This window comes from Porphyromonas sp. HMSC065F10, from assembly GCF_001808555.1.
Lineage (GTDB): Bacteria > Bacteroidota > Bacteroidia > Bacteroidales > Porphyromonadaceae > Porphyromonas_A.
The window spans coordinates 1-5594 of record NZ_KV793742.1 but is presented as its reverse complement, the minus strand read 5'-3'; the positions used below and the strand labels follow the sequence as shown (position 1 = coordinate 5594).

The following is a 5594-nucleotide window of genomic DNA, read 5'->3' as shown; positions in this document are numbered from 1 at the left end:
GAGATGGAGCGGATCAACGACGACTTCAAGGATACTGACCTCGTGATCGTGATCGGAGCGAATGATGTCCTCAATCCTGCCGCCCGTGAGGCCGAGGGTACGCCGATCTACGGCATGCCGGTGCTCAACGTTGATCAGGCGAAGTACGTCATCATCTGCAACTACGACCTCAACCCCGGCTACGCCGGAGTCCCCAACCCGCTCTACGAGCGTGAGTCCGGTGTGACTCTCCTCCTCGGTGATGCCAATAAGACGGTCGCTGACCTCGTCGCTGCTGCCAATGCCTAAGGCGAGACCTTTGCATAATACCCCATCTGCGGCGTCGCATTCGAGATTCGGGCTTGGTTATGTGCGTAAGCACACTCCCTTCGCCCTCCCTCTCAGTTCCTTGCATCTGAGGTATTCTGCAAACTTCCTGCCGAAAAAGCGCTGCTTTTTCGGCGAAAGACCATTTTGCAAAGGTCTTTAAGGCATAGCTTTAGAGCATAGACCAATCCCAAAGGGGCTGCCTCACCGAGAAGTGAGACAGCCCCTTTGGCGTATCGTGTGACCGTTGTTTCAGTCAGGAGACAGAATGCGCCCCGATGACACTACGTTGTGTCACCGAGCGCTCTGCTCACTTACTTGTAGGTGATCGTGAAGGTGGTGCGGCGGATCTTTCCTGTGAAGTCCGGTATGAAGTCTTTGCTCTTGGACTGCAGGTCATCAGTGGTGACGATCTTTACCGGACGACCCTTTGCGTCAAGCGTGTAGTCATATGTGGTGGTCATCTCAACGGGGAGGTTGCTGACCGGCATCTTTAGTGTGCTGACTCTCTTTGAGGGGAGGTAGGTGGGTGTCTTGCCAAACCATGCTCCGGGTAAGGGCATGTCGCTGAACTCCGGGATGTAGAGGACCATGAGCCCGGCGGGATCCTTTACCTTACCATAGGTAAAGGTCGTGTGCGAAGTCATGCCCTGCGACTCTCCGATAGTAAGCTGACGCTCTGAGATCAGGTCTCCATTCCACTTGAACGTGTAGAGTCCCTGCTCGTCGCGCTTGAGTGACAGGAGGTGTCCCTCGCTGTCGTAGGATGCTGAGAAGAAACTCTCGTCTCCACTCGTTTTTTGCCCAGTGATATAGCCGCTGGTATTTGTCTTAAAGACCAGTGGCTCAGAGGAGACAGGAACGGATATCGTTCCGTTTCCGTAGGTGATGGACAATGTCTCGCTGTGGGTGCCATCGTTAGTTTTCATGCTGACCGCCATTGAGGAGACCCGACCCTCCTTGTCGTAGGTGTACTGGGTGGTCACCTCACTCTTTGAGGCATCGGTTAAGTCCTCCGCCATCACTGTGAGTGATGCGATGAGCGACTTCTCCTCCGCCGGTGGAGGGGTCGGCTGATCCTTCTTGTCATCTCCCTTGCAGGAGGGCAAGACTGCGGCACACAGCAGCGCCAGTGCTACCGTACTGAGGTACTTCTTGGATAAATTCATGGTGTACAAGTTGTTATTTGGGTTTGATAATGTCAGTTGTATGGGTCGTGAAGGAGCCTATCAGAGAGCTGTGGGACTCCAATTGGTGAACGCAACAATACTGCTTGCGGTATTTATTAGGGTGTGAGCTGTGTCGAGTGGCAGGGTGTTTCAGCTTAAAGGAATTGCTCCTGTCTGACTTGCGTTTGCAAATTTACTTGTTTTTTTTGCCGTGCAACAAGCAGTTTTCTTCTGGTACTGAAATAAATATTCTGGGACGGATGTGATCATGTGGTTTACAGGGGTGAAGCATTTGAGCGTTAGGGTAATCATATACCAGGGGGGCTCATCCGTGAGGCACCCGAAGGGTGCTCGCTCCAAAGGCATCGGTCATCCGCGAAGCGGTGACCGATGTACAGAGACCCATCCCTACCCCCTCGACCCCTTGAGGGTCGCCGAGCAGAAATCCCACCCCCGCCAGGGTGTCGCACTTATCAGGCAGGCAATCAGTGCGACACCCTGGCGGGGTCGTGGGATCGCTTGCAATGCCTGATCCACGGGTCTTCGGTGCTTCGCACCTCGACCTGTGGCTAAAAAGCGGGCACCCACAAGGGGTGCTTCGTCTTCCACTCTTCACAATGAGTTGAATAGCTTCTGTTCCGCTCAGATGCATCACCCCTGATGTGGTTTGGGAAGTTTTGATTTTTTGAGACTGAGGCCGGCAGGTTCTCACTTGACGACCTTGTCGGGATGGTTGCGGAGGTAGTCGCGCCACGAGGAGGAGCGACCGCCCGTCACTGGTCCGCGCCCTGCGGAGAGCACGTGGCAGACCGCTGCACCGGTGGCATCGGTGGCGTCCAGCGCATCCATCATCGCCTCGGGAGGGATGGAGAGCATCTTGCGGAGGTAGTAGGCGACCTGCTCCTTGGAGGCGCTGCCGTTGCCGGTCACCATCTTCTTGATCGTCGATGGGGGGTACTCCGTCACCGGCAGGTCGGCGAGCTGAGCCGCGACGATTGCCGCCCCCTGGGCGCGCCCCAGCTTGAGCATACTCTGTACGTTTTTGCCATAAAAGGGCGCCTCGATCGCCAGCTGATCGGGGTGGTAGCGGGCGATGAGCTGAGAGACGCCCTCGTGGATCTTGCGCAGTCGGTGGTACGTGTCAGCGTAGCGGTCGAGCTTAAGCACACCCATGGCGATGAGGCGCATCTTGCGCCCCCGGGCGGCGATGATGGCGTAGCCCATCACGATCGTCCCCGGGTCTATCCCGATGATGATCTGCTCACGTGCTCTCTCGGCGACAGGCGTGTCCATCGGGTCAGCCGAGGATCCGCTTCATCGCCCGCTCCGTCAGCTCGTGGGTGGAGAAGCCGGAGAGGCGGAAGTAGCCCTCACCCTCGGGACCGAAGCCGACGCCCGGCGTACCCACCACGCCCTTCTCCTCGAGGAGGTACTGGAAGAAGTCCCAGCTCCTCGGGTGGCTCTCCGGGGTCTTGATCCAGATGTAGGGTGCCGAGATGCCACCGAAGACCTCCATGCCCCGCTCTGCAAAGGCGGTGCGGATCATCCGGCAATTCTCGAGGTAGTAGTCGACGTGGTCCCGGATCTGCGCCTGCGCCTCAGGCAGGTAGGAGGCAGCGGCACCGACCTGAGAGATGTAGGAAGCACCATTAAACTTCGTCCCCTGACGCCGCGCCCAGAGCCGATTGAGCTCCACCTCGGAGCCGTCCTCGAGGTGCGCCTTCAGAGCGTGCGGGACCACCGTGTAGCCGCAGCGGACCCCGGTGAAGCCGGCAGACTTGGAGAAGCTGCGAAACTCGATCGCGCACCGATCCGCTCCCTCCAGCTCGTAGATGCTGTGGGGCACGTCCTCCTCCCGGATGTAGGCCTCGTAGGCGCCGTCGAAGAGGATCACCGCCTCCTCAGCGAGGGCGTAGTCAACGAAGCGCTGCAGGTCGGCCCGCTTGAGCACCGTGCCGGTCGGGTTATTGGGGTAGCAGAGGTAGAGCAGGTCGACGTGCCGGGAGGGTAGTGGGGGGATAAAGCCATTCTCCTTATTGCACGGCAGATACTCCAGTCTCGTCCACCGTCCGTCGCGGTACTCTCCGCAGCGGCCTGCCATCGCATTGGTCTCTATGTATGCGGGGTAAACCGGGTCGGTCACGGCGACCATCACGCTGTCGTCAAAGATGTCGACGATATTGGAGGCGTCCGGTCCCGCACCGTCGCTGATGAAGACCTCCGACCAGTCGACCGGAAGCCCCTTGCTGCGGTAGTCCTTGGCGATGCGCTCCCGGAGGAACTTATGCCCCACCTCGGGACCATAGCCGTGCATCGTCTCGCTATGACCCAGCTCCTCCACAGCCTTAGCCATAGCCTGTAGGCAGGCATCTGGCAGGGGGAGTGAGACATCGCCGATGCCCATCCGGATCAGGTCGGCATCGGGGTGGTGCTTGAGGTGACGGTCGATGCGGTCATTGATCTCCACGAAGACGTAGCTGTCGGGGAGCTTGAGGTAATTGGTGTTGATCTTATGATTCATACGGATTTATCTTAGCTGAAGTGTGCCATCAAATACCCGGGTGGCGGGTCCGGTCATGTAGAGCGACCGAGTCTCCTCCCCGCTCCACTCGATCGTCAGGTCGCCGCCCGGCATGCGTACGCATACAGGGGAGAGCGCCAGCCCGAGACGGATCGCCACGGCGGCCGAGGCGCAGGCTCCGGTACCACAGGCGCGGGTCAGCCCGGAGCCACGCTCCCAGACCCGCATCTTGAGGGTGTGCCGGTCGATGGGGCGGATCACCTCCACATTTGTCCCCTCGGGGAAGCGCCGACTCTGCTCAAGCATTGGCCCCTTGGTCTCGAGAGGGAAGTCACCTTGTGAGAGGATGACGAAGTGGGGGTTGCCCATGCTTGCGACGTAGCCCTCGACCCCCTCGATCGTCTCGGGGGTCGCAGTCACCTCGGGGATGCCCATCTCGACGCGCGCCCCGGTGACCTCTTTTTCTTTATCAAAAAGGAGATCCACAGTCAGGAGCCCCGCCCCGGTATGGATGCGAAGGGAGGTCGCCTCAGTCCGCCCCTCCTCGTGGAGGAGCTTGGCGACGCATCGGATTGCATTGCCGCACATCTCCGCCTCGGAGCCGTCCTTATTGTATATGTGCATCTCGAAGCTCTCAGCATCGTGCCGGGAGTAGGTCACCACACCGTCGCCCCCGATGCCGGTGTGGCGGTCGGAGTAGCGCCGGGCAAGTGCCGGATAGTCGAGGGAGGGGTAGCGGTCACGATCAATGTAGATGTAGTCGTTGCCCAGTGCCTCCATCTTGGTGAAGTGCAGGATCTCGGTCATTGCTTTGCTCTCAAATTCTTGCTCTGATGCCCAAAGTTACCCATTTTCGCCTCGTTCGCTCTTCCGCGGCAAAAGCATCAGGATACGGAAGTGATGCTGAAGCGCCCCGCAAAGGCCTGTATCTCACGGCTTTGGATGTGCAGCCTTGTTGCCACTGCTTGCCATCCCCTCACGGCGTCAGTCACCTCGCTGATAAAGGAGATTGTCAAGGGACTCTGATGCGTACAGGATTTAGATCGTAGGCAGGTGATGGTTGATAAACTCCATCTCTTGCTCTAACTTCTGGGGCAACTTCGTCCCCATCGTATTCTTTACCATCTCTCTCAACCTATCATATAGTATGTAAATGTAGGCAATATTTATATTTAATGATAGGTTGTAGTGATTTGTCACCCCTACCCAAGCAGCTCGCTTCTCAGAGAAATTTCTAATACCGATATTAGTGAACTCTAATACCGATAAAAGAATTCTCTAATATCGGTATTAGATCAAGCGCCTATCCATCGGGCATTGGACACCCCTCCCTTTGGGCTCCACGGCAAAGGCAGTAGATAGTAGGGGAGGAGGTAGTTAGGACCCATGGAAACAACAGAGATAAGGTGCTGATCTCGGCACTTCTCCCCTATGACAGAAGTGACCGATCCGTGCACCCCGACGACCCATAGCTCCACTTGGGGTGGGTAAAACTGAGGGAAGGAATGGGTACCTTTGTGCCATGAAGAGAAGCATCGAAATACTGGCACCCGCTTCGTCCCTCGAGGGCGGGCGGGTGGCTCTCTCGGCAGGGGCGG

Annotated in this window: 5 protein-coding genes; 1 reads left to right on the top strand and 4 read right to left on the bottom strand. The window is 57.8% G+C overall.

Annotation, left to right across the window (positions count from 1 at the left end):
• Positions 1-288: NAD(P)(+) transhydrogenase (Re/Si-specific) subunit beta (locus HMPREF2890_RS09235; RefSeq protein ID WP_246825217.1), on the top strand; the 288-nt coding region annotated here is incomplete at its 5' end.
• A gap of 332 nt (positions 289-620) precedes the next feature.
• Here HMPREF2890_RS09235 and HMPREF2890_RS01045 read toward each other — a convergent pair.
• The 4 genes from HMPREF2890_RS01045 to dapF form a co-directional block, all read right to left on the bottom strand.
• Positions 621-1475 carry a DUF4595 domain-containing protein gene (locus HMPREF2890_RS01045; RefSeq protein ID WP_070464152.1) on the bottom strand — a complete coding sequence of 285 codons (855 nt, stop codon included), beginning with the start codon at positions 1473-1475 and terminating at the stop codon, positions 621-623.
• Between the two features lie 708 nt (positions 1476-2183).
• Positions 2184-2768, bottom strand: a complete 585-nt coding sequence (gene ruvC, locus HMPREF2890_RS01040; RefSeq protein WP_070464150.1) for a crossover junction endodeoxyribonuclease RuvC — start codon at positions 2766-2768, stop codon at positions 2184-2186.
• A gap of 4 nt (positions 2769-2772) precedes the next feature.
• Positions 2773-3996: an LL-diaminopimelate aminotransferase gene (locus tag HMPREF2890_RS01035; protein WP_070464148.1), complete on the bottom strand. Its 1224-nt coding sequence runs from the start codon at positions 3994-3996 to the stop codon at positions 2773-2775.
• Between the two features lie 6 nt (positions 3997-4002).
• Positions 4003-4803: a diaminopimelate epimerase gene (gene dapF, locus HMPREF2890_RS01030; RefSeq protein WP_070464146.1), complete on the bottom strand. Its 801-nt coding sequence runs from the start codon at positions 4801-4803 to the stop codon at positions 4003-4005.
• Positions 4804-5594: the final 791 nt, after the last annotated feature.